This window comes from Caballeronia arationis (assembly GCF_001544975.2).
GTDB lineage: Bacteria > Pseudomonadota > Gammaproteobacteria > Burkholderiales > Burkholderiaceae > Caballeronia > Caballeronia arationis.
The window spans coordinates 1-631 of the sequence record NZ_FCOG02000578.1 but is presented as its reverse complement, the minus strand read 5'-3'; the positions used below and the strand labels follow the sequence as shown (position 1 = coordinate 631).

Sequence of the window (631 nt, the reverse complement as noted above, 5' to 3'; positions counted from 1 at the left end):
AGGTAATGCCTGGACCGCCTGCGCCAGATTCAGGAAGCGAAAATAGGCGTCGAAGACGCTCTTTTTAGCCATGTAGAAACCATTGAAAGAGGACGATTCAATCATAGCATCGCCGAAGAGATGAAAATCTGAGCGATGCTGTGTACTTATCAAACTGATAAGTAAGTGCTAAGATCATGCGCAAAGCGAGGGCTTAGGGAAAGCGCGCTTTCTTTTCCTGCCCGAGCCGCCATCGGGGACACGAACGTGGTTCAACGACGCGACTTCACGTACATCACAGCGCATTTCATCGAGCAGGAAATCGATCATCTGGCGAGGATGATCCGCTCGCGACACTGGCACCGAAGCGCCGCATGGCCGGTGTCGTACTGGCGCGAGCGCATCGAGAAGCTGCGAAAGGCGCCCGCAGTGGCACCGGTTCAGCAGGCGGAATTGCTCGCGCTGCTCGGTGAACTCGGGCGAATCGCGGCGCAGCTCGATTCCTCCTCGAAGTACGGCGACATTCCGCAAATCGGTGCACACGCGGCCGGCGCGGGCATCCACAAGGCGTAACCATAAGGCCGTCACGGCCCTGAGCGTAGGGCCTGCAAAGCGCTGCGGTAACATATGACGTCCGCCGCCGCGCAACTGG

Annotated in this window: 1 protein-coding gene; it reads left to right on the top strand. The window is 58.2% G+C overall.

Annotated elements, in window-relative coordinates:
- Positions 1–246: 246 nt before the first annotated feature.
- On the top strand, positions 247–552 hold the full coding sequence (locus tag AWB81_RS43960; RefSeq protein ID WP_062644822.1) for a hypothetical protein: 306 nt from the start codon (positions 247–249) through the stop codon (positions 550–552).
- Positions 553–631: the final 79 nt, after the last annotated feature.